Below are 18,724 nucleotides of genomic sequence, written 5' to 3'. Positions count from 1 at the left end.
GAGGCTTAAAATGTCCTTCAGAATAATATCACCCAAGACAAGCCAGAAGATAATGACAGGAATCTTCTGGGCTTCAGGAATCGTGACAGTACTGATACTGCTCATAATAATTGGTTACATACTCATGAAGGGCTTGCCAGCCGTAAACCCGGAATTCCTGCTTTCAGAACCGGTTGACTCTGGAAGAGCAGGTGGGATAGCTCCCATGATAGTATCCAGCCTCTACGTCACACTGCTAGCCGGTATAATAGCAACACCACTGGGTGTCGGGGCAGCGGTCTACATGACGGAGTATGCCACAGAGGAACGCATCGTGAAGCTGATAAAGTTCGGAGCAGAAACCCTGGCATCCATACCATCAATAGTATTCGGGCTTTTCGGCTTATCATTCTTCGTGGTTTTCCTCGGCCTCGGGTGGTCAATCCTCTCAGGGGGACTTGTACTGGCCCTCATGGCCCTTCCAACCATATTCCAGGTTGCCCAGGTCTCAGTAGAGACGGTTCCACAATCCTACAGGGAGGGAAGCCTGGCGCTTGGAGCCACAAAGTGGGAGACCATCTACAGGGTGGTTATCCCTGCAGCAATCCCCGGCATAACCACCGGTGTGATACTGGGGATGGCCAGGGCCATATCAGAGGCGGCTGCGGTAATGTTCGTTGTGGGATCAGCACTTTCAATGCCAGTATCCATCTTCGACCCTGGAAGGCCCCTCCCACTGCACCTCTACGTGCTGGCAACAGAGGGCATTTCACTGAAGAACGCCTACGGCACCGCGGCTGTCCTTGTGATAATCGTCCTTTTAATCACGGTTCTAACAAACACTCTTGTTGATAGATACAGAAGGAAGATGATGGGGAGATAGGTGATCTGCATGTACAGAATCGAAGTTGAGGACCTGAACGTTTACTTTGACGAGGCGCACATCCTCAAGGATATAAACCTCAAGATACCCAAGAACACGGTCACAGCCCTCATAGGGCCATCAGGCTGTGGTAAGTCAACATTCATCAGAACCCTTAACAGGATGAATGATGTGATAAGTGGCTTCAGGCATGAGGGCCACGTCTACCTTGATGGTAAGGACATCTATGACCCTGACATGGATGTGGTGGAGCTCAGAAAGAAGGTTGGGATGGTCTTCCAGAAACCCAACCCCTTCCCTAAGTCCATATTTGAAAATGTGGCCTACGGTCTCAGGGTCCATGGATATGATGACAGGGACTTCATAGAGGAGCGTGTGGAGGAAAGTCTGAGGGCTGCAGCTCTCTGGGATGAGGTCAAGGACAAACTTGATAAATCCGCCCTTGGACTCTCAGGGGGACAGCAGCAGAGGCTATGCATAGCAAGGACCATAGCCATAGAACCTGAGGTTATACTCATGGATGAACCGTGCTCAGCCCTTGACCCCATATCAACCACGAAGATCGAGGATCTCATCCACAAGCTCAAGAATGACTACACCATCATCATAGTGACCCACAACATGCAGCAGGCCACAAGGGTCTCAAAGTACACAGCCTTCTTCCTGCATGGTGAAATAGTTGAAAGCGGCCTCACAGAGCAGATATTCATAGAGCCGAGGGATAAAAGGACTGAGGACTACATTACAGGAAGATTTGGATAAGGGTGTGGAAATTGATCGGTGCTCTCCTTGAAAGCAGACTTTCAAATGTCCTGGATGAAACCGTCAGGTATGGTAATGAAACCTCTGAAAGGGTGGGAAGAGCCGTATCCAGCTACATCAAAGGGGATGAGGAGACTGCAAGGGAATTGATAGATACAACGGCAGCTGTTAATGAGAAGAGCTACAGGATAGAGGATGAATGCCTCAAAATCCTGGGTCTTCATCAGCCCGTTGCAAAGGACCTGAGGCTGGCATCCAGTATAATGAGAAGTGCAATTGAACTTGAGAGGATAAACATACTCCTTGCCTACATTGCAAGGTACGCAATTGATGGAAGGGACAGGACACCTCCACACATAGAGTTCATGTCCCAGACGGTTCAGGATATGATAAATGATGCACTCGGGGCCCTCATGAACCGTGACATCCAGCTACTTAAAAGGTCAACGAGGAATTATATCCAGCTTCAGGATCTATACAACCAGCTTCAGGAGTCAAACAGGGACTTCTCAGAATCAGGTAATCTTATGCTGGTAGCAAGGAATCTGCTCAGCATGGGCCACCATGTTATGGGGATGGACGACAGGATAGCCTATCTCATAGTGGGTAAAAGGGTTATCCATCATAAGGTCTTCTACAGTGTACTTATGAAATGAATAGTTGGGGGGATTAAATGTGGCTACCCTTTGATAACCCGAGGAAGATGGACTACACCGTCCTTAAAAGGTCTTCAGTACCCGAATTTTCGTATATAAGGATCCTGGACAATGAAAACGAGGCCATAATCTTCGTAACGGGAAATAACATTGTGGGAGCCTGGCACATTGACCTCAACACCCTCGAGGAGACTCACAGCCATAAGGCAATGGAGAGACTGGAGATAAACCATGATTCAGTGGTGGAGGTCTATGAGACCGATGCGGATCTCTTCGAAACCCTGATTGAACTCAATGACGAATCAAAACTTTCAATACCCATTGATGCGGAGATTATAATAAATGAAATGTTCCTTGATAAATCATCCCGTGAGGAGCTCCTTGAAAGGTACAGGATAAGGGTTCCGACTGATGAGGCGATTGAAAGGTTGATTGAGGATTACAAATCCAGATAGTAAAATCCAGGAGGACTTTTAATGGAAAAGAAGTATCCGCGGATACTGTTCCGCAAAAGGCTTAAGGATCTGAGGAAGGATATGGAGGAGGTTTCACAGAAAACCCTTAAAACACATAAACTCGCAGTTGACCTCCTGATGGAGTATGATGAGGAAAAGAAGGAGAAGGTAATAAAAAACAGCAGGGCAATAGATGACATGGTCTTCAACCTTGAGAGGAAGGCTATAAGTTTAATAGCAGCTGAACAACCCGTTGCAGGAGACCTGAGATTTATAGAGGCCTGCATTAAGGTTGGAAGTCATCTCAAGAGGATAGGCTACCTGGCGGCCAACATAGCTGGGGCTGCAGAGAAACTGAAGGACGAGGAAATTCCGAGAAGACCCCTTGAGGACCTGAAGCACATGTCTGACTTCGTGCAGATGATGCTCTCCAAGGGAATCTACGCATTCCTTGACCAGAACATGGAAATGGCGAGGGAGCTCAGGCATGATGATGATAAGGTGGATGACCTCTTTGACCAGACACTTGAACATGTAACAAGAAGCATGTTTGAGGATAAGGAATCAATCTCATACATGGTTAATCTACTCTTCATAGCAAGATTCCTTGAGAGGGTTGGTGACAGGGCTGTCAGCATTGCTGATAGGACGATCTTCATGATAACGTGTGAGAAGCCATGAAGGCTGTCAGCATTGCTGATAGGACGATCTTCATGATGAGAGAAGCATGAATAAACACCTAATTCCAACCTTTATTTTCACTGTATTCGCATCATCTGCAGCCCTTTTATTCTTATTCACAGGAAAAGCATTCTACATTTTCAATTTTGTCTACATTGGACTTCTTCTTGCCTCTGGAATTTATCTGATGCCATCAAAATTTGAATACGGCAGGGCGCTGGTTCAGGTGGGTGTTGGAAGCTACATGCTTCTATATCCCGGTATTTTAATGGGTGAAAACATGCAGATTGAGGGTTTCTGGTACTATCTGTTCCTTGGAACCTTCCAGTCTGCGGTGATACATTATTTTGTTGCTAAGATCTTCGGACATCTCTTCTTTGGGAGGGGCTGGTGTGGTTATGCTTGCTGGACTTCAATGGTGCTTGACATGTTACCCTACAGGATATCAGAGGGCCGTAGACATGGAAGAAGAAAAATTAACGGTACTGAATGTATAATCTGCATGAGATGTGTTTTTTCATGTCCCGCGGGAGCCCTTCACATATGATCTCTCAGGATTGCAGTGGCTCTCCTTGCAGCCCAGCACTGTATGCAGACACCCACGGGGAGCCCTGCAGTGTGTGTATGGGCAGTCTTTATCTTAACGTCAAGGGCGGTGGTCTTACCACCCATACCCATGGGGCCACTGCCAGACTCATTGATGGAGTTCAGTATGTCCTCCTCGAGGGATGCAAGTTTTTTATCAGGATTTCTCTCCCCAACACGTTCAAGCAGGGCCTTCTTTGCAAGTTTCATCGCAAGGTCAGAGGAGCCACCGATACCCACACCCACAATTACAGGGGGGCATGGCTTTCCACCGGCTTCCAGGACGGTCCTCACAACAAAGTCCTTAATACCCTCAATCCCATCACCAGGGAGGCCCATAAGGAGTGCATTGTTGTTCTCAGACCCGAATCCCTTCGGAAAAACTGTTATCTCAAGACTATCAGTGTCTGTGATTTCAACGTCGATCTGGGGTATCATCTGACCGGTATTTGTGCCGGTGTTCTCCCTTGTGAGGGGATCAACAACATTTGGGCGCAGCGGAACCTCCGCTGTGGCCCTCTCAACACCTGCAGCTATACCCTCATAGAGGTCTTCAACCTCAACCTTACCCATCCTCACAAAGACGATGGGGAGCCCGGTGTCCTGACAGACAGGCACCTCCATCTTCTCTGCCAGTTCAATGTTATCAAGGATTGCCTTGAGGTTGAGGAGGGCTATCTCGTCTTCCTCCTGGAGGTAGGCCTTTTTAAGTGCAAGCGTGACATCGGGGGGTATCCTGATAACAGCCTCCCTGAACAGACGGCACACGGTCTCCTCAACGGTCTCCCTGCTTATCATAGGATCACCATAAAAAATTAGTTTAATATTTCATCAGATTTTTCAGGCGTTTGAGCTCCCCGGCTATTTTATCCCTCTTTGCAGCCATCATATCCTCTGAGCTTTCACTGAGGGCGCCCTTTGGGCATACCATTACGCAGAGGGGCTTATCCCTGTCGATGCAGAGGTCGCATTTCACTGCAACACCCCTCTCATTCAGGGTTATGGCACCCACGGGGCAGGCGTCCCGGCAGAGGCCGCAACCGATACACCGGTCCTCCAGGATGACCACAGCACCATCCACTTCGACTATGGCATCCTCAGGGCATATGTTGAGGCAGGGGGCCCTTTCAGGTGAGCAGTGCATGCAGAAAACTGGAACACCATCTATAACCCGGATGGCGTTCTTTGGACATATCCTCTCACATTTCATGCACTCATCGCACAGTTCTGGATTTGAAACCAGCTCTCTCATTCTAGTCCTCCTGTTCAAGCTTCTGCCGGGCCTTCCTCTTCGCTGTAAGTATGCTGAGGATATCTGATCCCCTCTGGCCCTTGCTGACACCTGCCATCCGTGATACGAATTTCTTCTGCCTTTCAAGTTTGAGTTTCTCAGTGTCTATGACGCTGAGGGCTCTCTTTGAGCACGCCTTTACACATGCGGGGGTGTCAAGGTCCGGGCACTGGCTGCACTTCTGGGCCTTACGGTCCTCCATGACGACGGCGCCGAAGGGACACACCACCATGCAGAGGCCGCAGCCGATGCACCTCTCAGGGTCCACCTCATCATCAATTGCATCGGTGGGGCAAACAGTTCTGCAGGGGGCGTCCTCACACTGCTGGCAGATTATGGGGTAATAGACGTCGTCGAGTTCCCTTATCATTATGCGGGAGGCACCGTAAAGTTTTTTACAGGCCTCTTCACAGTCCCTGCAGCCATCACAGAGCTCTGGCTGAATAACGATCTTCTGCAATTCCATCCCCCTCTATATCCTGAGTTCCTGGCATACACTGTCAACGTATTCCTGGATTCTGGCCTTCTGTTCCTCTGTGAGGTGTCTGAACCTTTTCTGTGCGTTGAGGTACTCCTCAACGGGTTTCCTCTGCACTGGCCTGTAGGTGACCCTGAAATCACCATCCTCTATCTCATAGAGTATCCAGGACCCTGTTTCAACTGCCAGCCTTCCGAGTTCCACTGTCTTCGCAGGATCAAAACCCCATCCGGTTGTGCATGGCTGGTGAAGGTGTATATAGGCAGGACCATCGGTTTCCTTGGCCTTTCTGACCTTCTCCATGAAGTCCTCAGGATATGATATTGATGCGGTGGCAACGTAGGGCACTCCATGGGCTGCCATTATGAGTGGCATGTTCTTCTTGGGTCTGTCCTCACCGAAGCTCTCCTTCCCATGGGGTGACGTGGTTGTTGAGGCACCGTAGGGTGTTGAGGCACTCCTCTGTATACCGGTGTTCATGTAGGCCTCGTTATCGTAGCAGATGTATATGATGTTGTGGCCCCTCTCCATTGCACCTGATAGTGCCTGTAGTCCGATGTCTGCTGTTCCACCATCACCTGCAAAGGCCACTACGTTAACGTCATCCCTTCCCTTTGCCTTCAGAGCCCTTTCAACGCCTGATGCAACTGCAGCGGCGTTTTCAAATGCAACATGTATCCAGGGTATCCTCCATGCGGTTTCAGGGTAGGGTGTGGTGATAACTTCAAGGCAACCTGTTGATGATACTGCTACGGTGTTCTTTCCAAGAACCTTCAGGGCCAGCCTGACTCCAACTGTAGCACCGCATCCTGCGCATCCACGGTGCCCTGGGGCCAAAAATTCTTCTTCAGGTAATTTCATTCTGATTCCTCCTTGAGACCGATCCAGGTGACGCTCCTTTCAGGGTTTTCCGTCCTTCTAACTATTTCCTCGATGTGTGCGGGTGTTATGTCCCTTCCACCAAGGCCCACAATGAATCCATAAACTTCCCTGTCACGGAGCAGGGCACTTATCTCTGTGTAAAGGGCTCCGCCGACACTGAATGTTATGTTCTTATCGAGGACCGCTACTTTACTGGCGTTCCTAACAGCCCCTTTAATCTCCTCAGCCGGGAAGGGCCTGTGCATCCTGACCTTAAGTAGTCCAACGGCCTTTCCCTTATCCCGGAGTTCATCGATGACCTCCCTGAGGGTGCTGCAGACTGAACCCATGGCCACCAGGATTATTTCTGCATCTTCACAGCGATATTCCTCAACAAGGCCGTACTCCCGGCCGAACATTTCACTGAATTCCCTGCATGCCCTTTCAATGATCTTCATTGAACGCTCCATGGCCTTCTCAACCTCATAGCGGGCCTCCATGTAATAGTCAGGGTCTGTGAAGGTACCCAGTGACATGGGCTCATCAGGGTCAAGCATTACCTGGGGCTGGAATTCAGGGAGGAAGCTGTCAACATCCTCCTGTGAGGGGATGTCCACGGGTTCAACTGTGTGGGTCAGGATGAACCCATCGAGGCACACCATACTGGGCAGCAGAACATCCCTGTCCTCTGATACCCTGTAGGATAGAAGGACAGAATCGAGGGCTTCCTGTCCATTTTCAACGTATATCTGCATCCACCCTGAGTCCCGCTCTGCTATTGAATCCTGCTGGTCATTCCATATGCTGAGGGGTGCGGAGAGGGCGCGGTTTGCATTTGCCATGACGATGGGATTCCTGAGCCCTGCTGCAGCATAGACTATCTCATGCATCAGCGCCAGTCCCTGGGAAGAGGTCGCGGTGAAAACCCGAACTCCAGCTCCTGAGGCGCCCACGCATGCACTCATTGCACTGTGCTCTGATTCAACCCTTATGTATTCTGCTTTGAGTTCGCCATCAGCCACGAATTTTGCAAGGTACTCTGAAATTGAGGTCTGGGGTGTTATGGGGTAAACAGGAATGACCTTTGGTTTTGCAAGCTTTGCTGCTTCTGCAACGGCCTGATTTGCTGATATAACCTTAAGAACCATTTAAGTCTCTCCTACTTTTCTCTCTCCATCTTAATTGCTTTAACGGGACACTCCTCTGCACATATCCCGCATCCCTTACAGTAATCATAGTCTATTTCATGTTCCCTGTTTATACACCCTTCCGGACAGAAAAGTATGCAGTTGTCACAGTCTATACATTTGTCCTTATCAAGAACCGGTTTGAATGTTCTCCAGCTCCCGGTCTTGTTTTTAACGGTGCTTCCAGGCTTTTTAACGGTTGCTCCAAGTGATTCCATCATGTTCACCCTGAGTTTTTCATCTCTTCGTAGGCCATCCTTGCAGCCTCGGCATTCTTCTCCCCTATCTTTCCAGGGAATGTTTCCTTAATGATCTTTATGAGTGAATCAATGCTTACAAGGCCAGTTACACCTGCAAAGGCACCCAGCATAACAGTGTTAACAATCGGCCTTCCAAGGGTCTCCAGCGCTATTCCTGTGGCGTCGATGGTGTGAACCTTAACGTCCCCTCTCTGGAAGTCCCCTGACTTGTTTAACACAACAACACCATCATCCTTTAAACCTGAGAATACATCAACAACGTCAACCAGACCCTCATCGAGAACAACAACATAATCCGGATTATAAACCTGATACCTTCTCCTGACTGGCGAGTCATCAATTCTTGTGAAAGCCATAACTGGAGCTCCTCTTCGCTCAACACCGAAGAATGGGAATGCCTGTGAATATTTACCGTCTTCAAATGCGGCTTTAGCTAGAATCTCTGCCGCTGTAACAGCGCCCTGCCCACCGCGTCCATGAAAGCGAATTTCGATCATAGTTTACCTCCATTTCTCATTGTTAATCATTATAAATTTTTAATATATATACATGTTGGTCAACTAAAATTAATGGGGGTAACGAAATGAAAGTCCTCATAATCACAGGAAAACTTGCATCAGAGACTGTAAGGGAAGCATCATCCACTTCCGAGCATGAAGTTCATGTTCACGTTGCTGACACTCCCATAGCAGCCTTTTTAACACCTCGAAGGATAATATCTGAGATCGGGAAGATTAACTTTTCGGATGATGGGGAACCTGACATCCTAATCGTGCCGGGACTCATACCCAAGGATGTGGGGATTATCGGGGAGAGGACAGGCATACCCGCATACAAGGGACCCACCGACGCAGCCGACCTTCCCATAGTTCTGGACCTCCTGGGGGAACTTGAACTCTCAACAGAAAAACCCGCCGACAAACTGATAGAGGAGGAACAGAGGAGGAGGGCCCTGCAGTTCATAGAGGACTTTGAGAACGATCAAAGAAGGATAAGCACCCTCCTTGAGAGGGATGAAAACATACTCGTCGGGGGCTTACCGACCGGGAGGGACTTCCCCATGAGGGTCCTCGCCGAGGTGGCCAATGCACCCATCCTGCTGGAGCAGGGCAGGCTCAGGGAACGCATCGATTACTTCATAAGAAGCGGTGCAGACATGATAGACCTTGGAATGCTTGCCGGTGAGGACAACTCTCACCTCATACCTGAGATAATAAGGACAGCACGCTCCGCAGCAGGGGAGGTGCCTGTAAGCGTGGATAGTCTGAACCCGCCTGAGATTGAGGCTGCAGTGGAGTGTGGTGCAGACATGATACTGAGCCTCGACCTGGGGAACTACAGGGAGGTTCTGCCGCTCCTCAGGAAACATGGGGTGCCTGCGGTGATCCTTCCAACAGATTACAGTGAGGGATGGGTCCCGGAGACAGTTGAGGAGAGGGTTGAAGCCCTGGAGGAGCTTAAAAGGAAGTGCAGCGGCATAGATGTCATAGCTGACCCTGTACTGGACCCTGTAAACAGCAGGAGCATAGTTGACTCGGTTATGGCCTGCAGGATGTACGCAGAGAGAAACCCGGACCCCATATTCTTTGGTGTGGGTAACGTGACGGAGCTACTGGACACCGACTCCACCGGCGTAAACGCCCTCCTGGCAGGTTTCGGGATGGAACTTGGTGTCAGCATACTGTTCACGCCCGAGGAGAGTGGGAAGGCCCGTGGAAGTGTTTATGAATTATCGGTGGCATCACAGATGATGTTCCTTGCCAGACACCGTGGCTCGGTTCCAAAGGACCTCGGTATCAACCTGGTGCTGTTCAAGGACAAGAGGAGGTCAGGAGGGGTTGTGGAGAAGGTTGATGTCCCGGTCATTGAGGCAGAGGGAGGAATGAAGTTCGTGAGGGATAAAATGGGAAGCTTCAAGATTATGGTGGAGGATGGGCAAATAAAGGCAGTACTCTACCAGGGAATGGAGCCCAGAACTGCCCTGACATCAGACAGCGCCAAAAAATTATATGAGGAGATCATAAATAGAAACCTTGTAAGCAGACTCGAACATGCAGCCTACCTCGGGGCAGAACTTCAGAAGGCAGAGATAGCCCTCAGGACAGGCAAAGATTATGTCCAGGATTTTGAACTATTTGAGAGGTCATTCCCGCTTTGAGGGGATTCAGGAGACAGAGTTGGTGAAAGGGCCCTGATACAAACTTTGAGGGGATTCAGGAGAAGTTTGTGTTGAAGGGACCCTCATACAACTTCATTAACAATTCACAGGAGATTTACCATGCAGTGCACCAGATGCGGATCAGAGGGTGTCATAATAAACAGGAAATACTCAGGACAGCTACTCTGCAGCGACTGCTTCATAGAGACAACAAGAAAAAAGGTAATGAGGGATATAAGGAAATATAAGCTGATAGAACGTGGAGACAGGGTACTTGTCGGTTTATCCGGTGGAAAGGACAGCGTGATGGTCATTGACATCCTTGATGAACTCAGGGAAAGAAACATAATAGAACTTGAGGCAGTCACCATCGATGAGGGTATAGGCGGGTACCGTGAGGATGGAGTAAGGATCGCCAGGAAAATATGTGCCGACAGAGGCATACCCCACAGGGTTGTCAGTCTGAGGGACTATGCAGGAATAACACTGGATGAGATAATGAAAAACCCCTCACGGAGCGCATGCACCTACTGCGGAGTGTTCAGACGCTGGATACTTAACAGGGAGGCCAGGAAGAGCAAGGCAACGAAGATAGCAACCGGCCACAACCTCGACGATGAGACCCAGGCAATAGTCATGAATTACCTTGAGGGAAACCTCGAGAACCTCACACGGATAGGCCCCATGACATCATCTGCAGGGGGAAGGTTCATACCAAAAATCAAGCCCCTGAGGGAGATACCCGAGAAGGAGGTGGCCCTCTATGTACTTGCAAGGGGCCTGGACGTTCACCTCGCAGGGTGTCCCTATGCATCAGGTTCATTCAGGAGGGAGATAGGTGACTTCCTGAAGCAGATATCAGTGAAACGCCCAACCATAATGTACTCAACACTCAGGGGATTCGACAGGATAAAGGAGATCCTCAGAAGGGATTTATCGGAATCAGGGAGATCAGGCATCTGTGTCAAATGCGGTGAACCTGCCTCAGGAAAACTCTGCAAGGCATGCACATTTATAGAGGAATTAACGAAAAGATGATGAAACTCCAGGATACATGGTGATAGGGATGAAGTTTACAGTAATCACAGATGACGGAAAGAAAATACTTGAATCAGGGGCTCCACGAAGGATAAAGGATGTTCTGGGGGAGCTTGAAATTCCCATTGAAACTGTTGTCGTGAAAAAGAACGGCGAAATAGTCATAGAGGAAGAGGAGATCTCCGATGGTGATATCATCGAGGTCATAAGGGTTATCTACGGCGGTTAAAGGTGGGTGGATGAAGGTATACTATGAATGCGCACCGTGTTTCCTGAGACAGGCCAGGGAGGCCCTCGACCTTGCAACCGATGATGAGGAACTCAAACTGAGGGTCATGGAAAATATACTCGAACTCCTCAGTGAGAGGTTCAGGAGGGGACAGGTCTCAAATGAACTCGGAACCAGGATGCACAGACTCATAAAGGATATGACAGGATCAGAGGACCCCTATCTTGATGAGAAGAGGAGATGCAATGAAATCGCATTGAGGTTCCTCCCAACTGTAAGGGACTACCTTGAAGGTCACAGCGACCTTGAGAGCCATGTGAAGGTGGCAATAACAGGTAACATAATAGACTTCGGGGCACTGGGCCTTGACTTCGATCATGACAGGGGTATCCAGGAGTCCCTCAGGGCACCCCTCACCATAAACCATGTCCCACTACTTGAAGATAGACTCAGGGAGGTCTCAGAGGTCCTTTACCTCCTTGACAACACAGGTGAGATCCTCTTCGACAGGCCGCTCATTGAAAAACTGGCAGAATATGATGTAAGCGTGAAGGTCGCTGTTAAGGGCGAACCCATCCTTAATGATGCATGCATGGAGGACGCCCTCGAAGCAGGCCTTGATGAAGTTGCTGAAATCGTAACTACAGGTACAGACTCTGTGGGCATCGTATACAGTGACCTCTCAGATGAATTCCGGGACATGCTGGATGGAACCGAACTCGTAATAGCCAAGGGTATGGGTAACTATGAGGGCCTAACAGAGATCTCTGATGGTTCCAGGGACATATTCTGTCTTCTAAATGCGAAATGCTCTGCAATAGCAAGGGACCTGGGCGTTGCGAGGGGTGACAATGTTGCTGTTAAGATCTGATTTAGAGGTCATCATGAACTGCAGGAATGGAGCATGGTAAATTGGATGAAGCAAGGAAGTGGGCCCTATTCGGACTTCTCGCAGGACTCTCACTTGTACTCATCATCTATGCAGTCCAGCCCAGAGTGCCTCAGAGCCTCACGACGGATGAAAAGGACCTTAAATGGTATACTGAACATGATGAGGCCATAAAGGAGGCTTCGAGGACAGGTAAAAATGTTTTCATGTTATTTTCTGCTTCATGGTGTCCTGCATGTCAGAAACTGGAATCTGAGACACTACAGAACACTGAGGTTCAGAGGAGGCTGGCAGAGGATTTCATCGCAGTCAAAATCGATGTTGACACCAGTCCAGCGCTGTCCTCGAAGTACAGAATTTACGGGGTCCCGACGGTAATAATACTGGATCCCTCTGGAAATGAGATCGGAAGAAGGGAGGGCTACATGAGCCCCGATGAACTCATATCCTATCTGGGGTAGGATCATGCAGGACCATATCATTTCATTCACGGCTGGAATACTATCAGTCCTGTCACCATGCATTCTACCTGTCATACCTGTCATCTTCTCAGAATCTCTCATCGGCAACAGGAAAGAGAGGTTCCTTTTTCTTTCTGGTTTCTCATCCCTCTTTCTCTTCACAATAATCCTCACAGCCATATTCACAGCCGCAGTTAATTACTATCTCCTCTACCTGCGGGTCCCGGCTTCAATCATGCTGATCATCATGGGGCTTCTTGTTCTATCAGAAAAACCCTTAATATCCATCAGGACTCCCCCAGCAGAAAACCATGTTCTCATGGGCTTACTGACGGCCATCGCCTGGACTCCCTGCTACAGCCCCTACCTCATAGGTGTGATTACATACTCAGCATATACAGGGATTCCCGGGGCCCTTGTTAACATGGCACTTTACACCCTGGGACTTACCATAACCCTCATAGCAGTGACCCTCCTGGCCGAACCAGTATTAAGGAGACTCCTGAGAGGCTCCAGAGATATTAGGAGGGCTTCAGGGGTACTTATAGTAGTTGCAGGTATTTATATGCTTTATCAGCTTATTCCATTACCATGAAAGGGGTGATTCTTTGAGAGTTGGATTTATAGGCTTTGGTGAAGTCGCACAGACCCTTGCTTCACGTTTAAGGAGCAGGGGAGTGGAGGTTGTCACATCACTGGAGGGAAGAAGCCCATCAACCATTGAGAGGGCCAGGACCGTGGGGGTGACTGAAACATCAGAGGAGGATGTTTATTCATGCCCGGTTGTCATATCTGCAGTAACACCCGGTGTTGCACTGGATGCCGCACGGAGGGCAGGCAGACATGTCAGGGGGATATACGTGGATATTAACAACATATCACCTGAGACGGTGCGCATGGCATCGTCCCTCATTGAAAAGGGAGGATTTGTGGATGCGGCCATAATGGGCAGTGTGAGGCGAAAGGGCGCCGATGTACGTATCATAGCCTCTGGAAGGGATGCAGAGGAATTCATGAAGCTCAACAGATATGGATTGAACATTGAGGCGAGGGGACGGGAACCCGGGGATGCATCGGCAATTAAAATGTTGAGGAGCAGCTACACAAAGGGTGTTTCAGCGCTTCTCTGGGAAACACTAACTGCAGCCCACAGGCTGGGCCTTGAGGAGGACGTACTTGAGATGCTTGAATACACTGAGGGCAATGATTTCAGGGAATCAGCGATTTCAAGGCTTAAAAGTTCATGCATCCATGCCAGAAGAAGATATGAGGAGATGAAGGAGGTCCAGGATATGCTGGCGGAGGTCATTGACCCCGTAATGCCCAGCTGTATAATGAGGATATTTGAGAAACTGAAGGATGTTGAGGTGTCTGCAGATGCCGATTACAGGGATGTGCTTGATGAGGCCCTCGACGCATTCCTGTGAGTTAGATGCAGTTATAAGTGTGAAAATAGATACTATTCTAGGGTGAGGAAATGACTTCAGACATTGAGAGGGAGTGTGCTGAAAACCTCATGGGACTTGTGGGTAAAAGGATCATCGACATTGACTTCAGTTCATATGATGATGAATGCTGGAGGATCCACATCAGGACTGAGTCTGAGATGATAGTCATGACCTTCTGCCGTGACTGGAAATGTCCGGTGGTGGAGCGGAGGGATAGGGTAAAATAGACATTTATCATGGCTCTCGCCCTGTTTTTCTCTGGTTATTGATTGTTATAAGGACTCTGAATCCATCCCTTCTCCTTTTAACCTTTGCACTGAAGGGTATTATGTGGGAGTCTATTATGAGTCTGAGATAGGTTGCCATCTGGGCTGGCAGGTGCATGGGGCTTTTTATCTTTGCACCATTCCTTATCTGACAGGAGAGTACACCCCTCCGGTCAACATATATCTTGGCATCCATACCGTCCCTGACCAGTTTAACCTCATCCCTTCGCAGGTTCAGACCAGCCTCCACCTTTGATGGAGGATTCACTCTGTGTTTGCCACTCTGGAACATTTCATTGGCCCTTTTTGAGCTGATACCCTCAGCAACCCTCTCTGATACGAACCAGGCCCTCCTTATAACATTTATCACACTCTGATCCGGAGGAATCCACCCCCTCTCAGTGTAGTGCTCGATCAGGTCCCGCACCTCGGACCTCCTGACGTTCATCTCAATGGAACTCATGGCAAGCCTTGTGAGGACAGGTCCATACCCGGCCTTTCTGAAGGCAGCCCATATCTGATTCTCCCTGTAAAATCTCCTGTTTTTAACTATGGAATTCACAGCATCAGCGTTTAAATATGCTATTTCCATGAGATCGGCCTGTGACAGGTTGTTCATCCTTTCCTTTATGATTTCAAGGTTTCTGCGGCCTGGGACCGTGCCCCTCTCTATTTCCCTTTCAAGTATGCTGATGGTTGTCTCGGGCAGTACCCTCTCAACATCGGGTGGGATCTGAAGGTTGTTCTCAATTATCCTCTGCCTTATCTCCCTACCGGAAATCTTTGAACCATCGACAGTGAGCTCTGGAATTATATGGAACCTCATTTTACGGCCGTACTTACCATAGAGGAATTCATTGACAGCAAACCATCTTATAACGTTCCTGTTTGGCAGTTCACGGGGTATCCCACTGAAAATTCCCCTGGATGCAAACTCCCTTGCCTTTCTGATTATGAGGTCTGTTGAGACGTTGGCTGCGTCGACATAGTCAACAACACCATCCTCTATCATCATGGCTATCCTTATGGGGACCGTGTAGGCCAGGGTGAGGCGATGGTGCAGACCCTCAACTGGAACAACCCTGTCTGCTCCGGCCTTCAGGGCCATCTCCTTACGGGCCTCATAGGGGACGAAGAAGGGCGCGTGATTTGCGCTGAAGTCCTTGTTAAGGTATATAACAACCTCATCTCCTGTTTCATCAGCTATTTCACGTCCCTTCTCTATGAGCCTGGCGTGTCCAAGGTGTACAGGGTCAAAATCAGCGCTTATACCTATCATGTGAATCAGTCTTTGTCCTGATTGTGCCGTCACTAGCTGTAATCTTCGTACCTTATATCAGTTGATCCCGTGAGTTCTGAAAATTTTAACTCCGCACTCCACCGCTCCCTGCACTCACATTCATAGGGAGGAACCATTTCCTGCTCAAGGTTTGATTTTATTATGAGCTTCTTGAGGTCCCGGTTACACTTCCTGCAGTTGTAGGGGCCCCTTGACGTCCCGAAACCTGAGGTGTCCATTATTGATGGTATTGACACGGTCTCTCTGGTTCTGTTAATTATCTCAACAAGGCTCCATATCCATGGCGGCCTGTAGGATCCCCTCCTCCAGAGGTCCTCCATTATGGTCCCCCTGTGCACAGTGGATGGACAGAATGATACCCTATCAACACCTGTTTTTTCAGCATAAACGGCCGTTGAAATGGCCTCATCTATGGCCCTTTTTTCTGATACCATCACAGGCTTTACCAGGATGTATGCCTTGGATTTTAACATGAACTCATCTTTAAGGCCACTGATGATGCCTATCCCCCTTTCAAATTCACTGCCGGTGAAACCCTTATTTATCTTGAGGAGTCTGGTTTTCTCGTCACAGGTCTCAAGGCCTATGCTCACCTCAATTATCTTGTCAGGTACAAGTTCACAGCATTCACGAAGGACATTCTCCTCAATATATTCGGGCCTTGATTCGAAGATTATTTCCTCAACAGCGTCAATCCTGCTGAGTCTCTCAAGTATATGGGTCCGCGCATCCTCGGGGAATTCTTCGGGGTTAAGAAAACTTCCTGATGTGAATATCTTAACAGCCATCCTATCATCAAATTCGTGGCGTGACATGATTTCATCGAAGATTTCTGTGATTTCAGTGGACTTCACAGGTTCGAGGAAGGAGTCTGAGATGTAGCTGCACATGTTACAGCCACCGCTCTCTGAGAGGGCCCAGGAACAACCCATGGTTGGAAGGATCATGAAGAGGGCCCGGCCCCTGCCAGAATAAAGGAGATCATCCTGAACCCAGCTCGCTGCAAGTTCACTGAGACTTCTTCTTTTTATTCTCTTCAAAGCCCTTTTTCTGCTCTTGAATGTTAGCCTATCCATCATCTGAATCTCAAAACAGTTTTTAGTGTTAGTTTGTTTTCAGGTTATTTAAATTTATTCAGTCCTGTAAAAGGAGATTCTCATGGAGTTCTGGAGGGGGAGTCTCTATTCAGTTCAGTAGCAGTAGCCTGTTAACAGTAGTGTAAAACAGGTAGTTTAAAAAAATAGGGTTTAAAATAAAATTTTTCTGGGATTAGAAGCTTGCTATAACTTCTCCCAGGAGTTTTATTGATTTTTCTTTGTCTGGACCTATTGGTGATCCTGCAACGTACTGGGTCACGCCCATTTCACCGAGGGCCTCAATTTTTGGTATGAATTCGTCAGGTGTACCAACAACTGAGAATGCTTCCATGAGGGCGTCATCGACTGCTGCTATTGCACCACCAAAGTCACCTTTACCGAGGAGTTCACCGAATTTTGCTCCTGTGTCAGCTGGGAGGCCGTGTCTTTCAAATACTGGTGGTGGTGATCCTGCAGCGATGAATGCTACAACTATTTTTGCTGCGTTTGCAGCTGCAGCTGAGTCTTCATCTATTGAACAGCATGTGTAGGCTGCAACGTCAATGTCGGACAGGCTCTTACCTGCGGATTCAGCACCCTCTTTTATGAGTGGGACTGCTGCTTCAAAGTCCTTTGGGTTGGATGCGTTTATAAGAGCACCGTCTGAGATTTCACCTGCTGTTTTGAGCATCATTGGACCCTGTGCACCCATGTATATTGGGATTTTTTCCTGGACGGCCTTCACACCCATTAGCTGGGCACCACTTTCGGTTTTTTCACCGGCGAGGAGTGTCCTCATCATTGCGATGGCATCTCTTATTGTTGAAACGGGTTTAACCCATTCAATTCCAAGGGCATCGAAGGTGGCTTTGTCACCTGGGCCAATACCTAGTGTTGCTCTTCCGTTTGAAAGCTCGTCGAGTGTGGCTATGGCTGAGGCTGTTATGGCTGGGCTCCTCACGTAGGGGTTTGTCACACCGGGTCCGAGTTTTATTGTTTCTGTTCCCTCTGCGATTAATGCAAGGGTTTCGTATACGTTCTTGTTGTTGTAGTGGTCTGTGATCCAGGCATATTCGAAGCCCACGTCTTCAGCCAGTTTCACGAGCTTCACTATCTTTTCTATTGGCTCATTTGGAACAAATTCGATACCAAACTTCATAATTTATCACCATTTAAAACTTTATCCGGCCTATAAAAATAATTTGTTATTTAAAGATAATCGAAAGTTTTAAATAACAATGTCAGGCCATAGAATGAACCTTTTAATTTAAAGATCAGTTAATCAGCTCTTTTTACATCTCAGGGTCACATATGAATCCCCTCGTGGACCTTTCCTTTGATGACTCTCTGATCTGTGGTGAGCCAGGCTCCTCAGGATCAGGAGCTACCCTGATGACTTCATGATATGGTGGGCCGGCTCATCAGGATCTGAGCTGTGCAGCAGGTAGACCGCAATATTTATATGGTAAAATCCTTATATTATTAAATTGCCCCATACATCGTTACCACCTATAGATTCATCCACCGGCACGTGCAATTTTTTCGATTTTGTTTGTGTTCGGTGGGTGGTTGTGTATTGGGTGTGCCATGGTTTGTCCAATGGCGCGGGTTCATGAGTTTAACCATCACTGGTGAGCGGTGATTGACCCGATTCTAGGACCATGGTAAATTCATGATCACATTATAATGAGGGCCGCAATCAGACGGTTGCGGTTTGATGCTGGATACAGAGTGCCAGAGCAGTGGTGAATTCCCATCACGAACGGATGGAGCAATTGCTC

At 48.5% G+C, this 18,724-nt stretch carries 24 protein-coding genes; 14 read left to right on the top strand and 10 right to left on the bottom strand.

Translation table 11 applies throughout. The features are described 5' to 3' along the window. Nucleotides 1–10: 10 nt before the first annotated feature. The 6 genes from pstA to C7452_RS05870 are packed head-to-tail and all read left to right on the top strand — an operon-like array spanning nucleotide 11 to nucleotide 3,963. Nucleotides 11–862 (top strand): phosphate ABC transporter permease PstA, encoded by an 852-nt coding sequence (gene pstA / locus C7452_RS05895; RefSeq protein ID WP_115892559.1) that lies wholly within the window; start codon nucleotides 11–13, stop codon nucleotides 860–862. Nucleotides 863–871: 9 nt separating this feature from the next. After that, complete coding sequence (gene pstB / locus C7452_RS05890) at nucleotides 872–1,624, top strand: phosphate ABC transporter ATP-binding protein PstB (protein ID WP_048061132.1); 753 nt, start codon at nucleotides 872–874, stop codon at nucleotides 1,622–1,624. Between the two features lie 2 nt (nucleotides 1,625–1,626). After that, a complete protein-coding gene (locus C7452_RS05885; RefSeq protein WP_173402642.1) occupies nucleotides 1,627–2,280 on the top strand; it encodes a phosphate signaling complex PhoU family protein in 654 nt (217 codons plus the stop codon). A 17-nt stretch (nucleotides 2,281–2,297) separates the two neighbouring features. Next, on the top strand, nucleotides 2,298–2,735 hold the full coding sequence (locus tag C7452_RS05880) for a DUF2226 domain-containing protein (protein WP_010877339.1): 438 nt from the start codon (nucleotides 2,298–2,300) through the stop codon (nucleotides 2,733–2,735). A 21-nt stretch (nucleotides 2,736–2,756) separates the two neighbouring features. After that, the gene (gene phoU / locus C7452_RS05875; protein ID WP_115892558.1) at nucleotides 2,757–3,416 is read left to right on the top strand and encodes a phosphate signaling complex protein PhoU; all 660 of its coding nucleotides are present in this window, start codon (nucleotides 2,757–2,759) and stop codon (nucleotides 3,414–3,416) included. Between the two features lie 46 nt (nucleotides 3,417–3,462). After that, on the top strand, nucleotides 3,463–3,963 hold the full coding sequence (locus tag C7452_RS05870; RefSeq protein ID WP_115892557.1) for a 4Fe-4S dicluster domain-containing protein: 501 nt from the start codon (nucleotides 3,463–3,465) through the stop codon (nucleotides 3,961–3,963). Here the strand turns inward: C7452_RS05870 and C7452_RS05865 are convergent. From C7452_RS05865 to porC, 7 genes are read right to left on the bottom strand one after another with little or no spacing between them, the layout of a single operon-like run. Next, on the bottom strand, nucleotides 3,954–4,799 hold the full coding sequence (locus tag C7452_RS05865; RefSeq protein ID WP_115892556.1) for a fumarate hydratase: 846 nt from the start codon (nucleotides 4,797–4,799) through the stop codon (nucleotides 3,954–3,956). The genes C7452_RS05870 and C7452_RS05865 overlap by 10 nt on opposite strands. A gap of 22 nt (nucleotides 4,800–4,821) precedes the next feature. After that, on the bottom strand, nucleotides 4,822–5,253 hold the full coding sequence (locus C7452_RS05860) for a 4Fe-4S dicluster domain-containing protein (RefSeq protein WP_010877342.1): 432 nt from the start codon (nucleotides 5,251–5,253) through the stop codon (nucleotides 4,822–4,824). 1 nt (nucleotide 5,254) lies between these two features. After that, entirely contained in the window at nucleotides 5,255–5,758 is a 504-nt protein-coding gene (locus C7452_RS05855; RefSeq protein WP_173402643.1) for a 4Fe-4S dicluster domain-containing protein, read from the bottom strand. 6 nt (nucleotides 5,759–5,764) lie between these two features. Beyond that, nucleotides 5,765–6,631 (bottom strand): pyruvate synthase subunit PorB, encoded by an 867-nt coding sequence (porB, locus tag C7452_RS05850; RefSeq protein WP_115892555.1) that lies wholly within the window; start codon nucleotides 6,629–6,631, stop codon nucleotides 5,765–5,767. After that, nucleotides 6,628–7,779, bottom strand: coding sequence for a pyruvate synthase subunit PorA (porA, locus tag C7452_RS05845; protein ID WP_115892554.1), 1,152 nt, complete (start codon nucleotides 7,777–7,779; stop codon nucleotides 6,628–6,630). The genes porB and porA overlap by 4 nt, the downstream gene beginning before the upstream one ends. An 11-nt stretch (nucleotides 7,780–7,790) precedes the next feature. After that, nucleotides 7,791–8,036 (bottom strand): pyruvate synthase subunit PorD, encoded by a 246-nt coding sequence (gene porD / locus C7452_RS05840; protein ID WP_048176269.1) that lies wholly within the window; start codon nucleotides 8,034–8,036, stop codon nucleotides 7,791–7,793. Between the two features lie 5 nt (nucleotides 8,037–8,041). Next, nucleotides 8,042–8,575 carry a pyruvate synthase subunit PorC gene (gene porC / locus C7452_RS05835; RefSeq protein WP_115892553.1) on the bottom strand — a complete coding sequence of 178 codons (534 nt, stop codon included), beginning with the start codon at nucleotides 8,573–8,575 and terminating at the stop codon, nucleotides 8,042–8,044. A gap of 86 nt (nucleotides 8,576–8,661) precedes the next feature. Between porC and C7452_RS05830 the strand changes: the two genes are divergently transcribed. The 8 genes from C7452_RS05830 (at nucleotide 8,662) to C7452_RS05795 (ending at nucleotide 14,528) form a co-directional block, all read left to right on the top strand. After that, nucleotides 8,662–10,236 (top strand): dihydropteroate synthase-like protein, encoded by a 1,575-nt coding sequence (locus tag C7452_RS05830; protein WP_115892552.1) that lies wholly within the window; start codon nucleotides 8,662–8,664, stop codon nucleotides 10,234–10,236. 120 nt (nucleotides 10,237–10,356) lie between these two features. Further along, nucleotides 10,357–11,274, top strand: a complete 918-nt coding sequence (locus C7452_RS05825; protein WP_115892551.1) for a TIGR00269 family protein — start codon at nucleotides 10,357–10,359, stop codon at nucleotides 11,272–11,274. A 28-nt stretch (nucleotides 11,275–11,302) separates the two neighbouring features. Next, a complete protein-coding gene (locus C7452_RS05820) occupies nucleotides 11,303–11,503 on the top strand; it encodes a MoaD/ThiS family protein (RefSeq protein WP_170130314.1) in 201 nt (66 codons plus the stop codon). A gap of 10 nt (nucleotides 11,504–11,513) precedes the next feature. After that, nucleotides 11,514–12,374 carry a damage-control phosphatase ARMT1 family protein gene (locus tag C7452_RS05815; RefSeq protein ID WP_115892549.1) on the top strand — a complete coding sequence of 287 codons (861 nt, stop codon included), beginning with the start codon at nucleotides 11,514–11,516 and terminating at the stop codon, nucleotides 12,372–12,374. 41 nt (nucleotides 12,375–12,415) lie between these two features. Next, a complete protein-coding gene (locus tag C7452_RS05810) occupies nucleotides 12,416–12,853 on the top strand; it encodes a thioredoxin family protein (protein WP_245942872.1) in 438 nt (145 codons plus the stop codon). Nucleotides 12,854–12,857: 4 nt separating this feature from the next. Continuing rightward, on the top strand, nucleotides 12,858–13,448 hold the full coding sequence (locus C7452_RS05805; RefSeq protein WP_115892547.1) for a cytochrome c biogenesis CcdA family protein: 591 nt from the start codon (nucleotides 12,858–12,860) through the stop codon (nucleotides 13,446–13,448). 13 nt (nucleotides 13,449–13,461) lie between these two features. Next, complete coding sequence (locus C7452_RS05800; protein ID WP_115892546.1) at nucleotides 13,462–14,280, top strand: NAD(P)-dependent oxidoreductase; 819 nt, start codon at nucleotides 13,462–13,464, stop codon at nucleotides 14,278–14,280. 50 nt (nucleotides 14,281–14,330) lie between these two features. Then, nucleotides 14,331–14,528 carry a hypothetical protein gene (locus C7452_RS05795; RefSeq protein ID WP_115892545.1) on the top strand — a complete coding sequence of 66 codons (198 nt, stop codon included), beginning with the start codon at nucleotides 14,331–14,333 and terminating at the stop codon, nucleotides 14,526–14,528. Between the two features lie 7 nt (nucleotides 14,529–14,535). Here C7452_RS05795 and C7452_RS05790 read toward each other — a convergent pair whose 3' ends face one another. The 3 genes from C7452_RS05790 to mer all read right to left on the bottom strand — a co-directional run bounded on the left by C7452_RS05790 (nucleotide 14,536) and on the right by mer (nucleotide 18,102). Continuing rightward, nucleotides 14,536–15,846, bottom strand: coding sequence for an adenylyltransferase/cytidyltransferase family protein (locus tag C7452_RS05790; protein ID WP_115892544.1), 1,311 nt, complete (start codon nucleotides 15,844–15,846; stop codon nucleotides 14,536–14,538). A gap of 32 nt (nucleotides 15,847–15,878) precedes the next feature. Beyond that, nucleotides 15,879–16,943: an archaeosine biosynthesis radical SAM protein RaSEA gene (locus C7452_RS05785; protein WP_394339607.1), complete on the bottom strand. Its 1,065-nt coding sequence runs from the start codon at nucleotides 16,941–16,943 to the stop codon at nucleotides 15,879–15,881. Between the two features lie 193 nt (nucleotides 16,944–17,136). Then, the gene (mer, locus tag C7452_RS05780) at nucleotides 17,137–18,102 is read right to left on the bottom strand and encodes a 5,10-methylenetetrahydromethanopterin reductase (protein ID WP_115892542.1); all 966 of its coding nucleotides are present in this window, start codon (nucleotides 18,100–18,102) and stop codon (nucleotides 17,137–17,139) included. Between the last annotated feature and the right edge of the window lie 622 nt (nucleotides 18,103–18,724).

This window comes from Methanothermobacter defluvii, assembly GCF_003385755.1.
Taxonomy (GTDB): domain Archaea; phylum Methanobacteriota; class Methanobacteria; order Methanobacteriales; family Methanothermobacteraceae; genus Methanothermobacter; species Methanothermobacter thermautotrophicus.
The sequence above is the reverse complement of the archived record's forward strand: the minus strand, read 5'-3'. Positions and strand labels throughout refer to the sequence as shown.